The following is an 869-nucleotide window of genomic DNA, read 5'->3' as shown; positions in this document are numbered from 1 at the left end:
CGAGATAATACCCAATCTAAGAGCGATAAAAAGGACGCTCTCGTCATCGCTGATGTAGTGAAAAATGGCTATTATACATTGATTCATCATAGCCCAGAATCCATAGAAAAACTTCGAGTCCTTATGTCTAACAGGGACATGATCGTTAAACGGCTTGTCAGCTCAATCAACCAAATAAATCGCTGGGTAGATATCGTCTTTCCTGAACTACGACAAGTCTTCAAAGATGTAACAGCTAAGGGAGCTATCGCAACCCTGCGCTTATTTCCCACTCCAGTCGAACTACGTTCGTTACAGCCTCAAGATATCATTATGGGATGGAAATCAGTGATGAAAAGACATGCAGGTGTTTCAAAGGCTCATTCACTGATCGACTTAGCGAACAAATCGGTTGGTACAAAAAAAGCTCTTGATGCTTATAAACTTCATTTGAAGCAATTGCTTGAGGAATACGATCTTGCGACCGTCCAACTTGAAGCAGTTGAACAGGAAGTCACAAATATTCTCATGAAAATTCCTTATGCTGAAAAAATACTAGCGATTAAAGGAATTAGCACGATTACACTGGCTGGTATTCTTGGAGAATCGGGTGATTTAAGTGGTTTCGCTCATGGCAATGCTTTATTACGTCACGCAGGACTGCACCTTTCCGAGGCAAGCTCTGGAAAATGGAAAGGTCAAATTGTTTTATCCAAACGTGGTAGGTCCCGACTTAGACGTTTCCTATTTCTTGCGACGGTGAGTCTGATTATGAATAACCCAGAGTTCCAAGCCATTCACGCCACAAATGTTAAGGTGAAAAAAACAAAGAAAATGAAGTCTGTCATGAAGTTATGCGGTAAACTCGCCAGAGTTTTAGTGGGAATGGC

The 869-nt window shown here is 41.4% G+C and carries 1 protein-coding gene; it reads left to right on the top strand.

Going from position 1 to position 869, the window contains the following annotated elements; translation table 11 throughout:
• A partial coding sequence (locus tag IOC57_RS25495) for a transposase (RefSeq protein WP_207441369.1) occupies positions 1 to 869 on the top strand: 869 nt, incomplete at both ends.

It is taken from the genome of Bacillus sp. SD075 (genome assembly GCF_017355165.1).
GTDB lineage: Bacteria > Bacillota > Bacilli > Bacillales > DSM-1321 > Peribacillus.
Note: the sequence above shows the minus strand (reverse complement) of the source record. Positions and strands in the feature narration are given on the sequence as shown.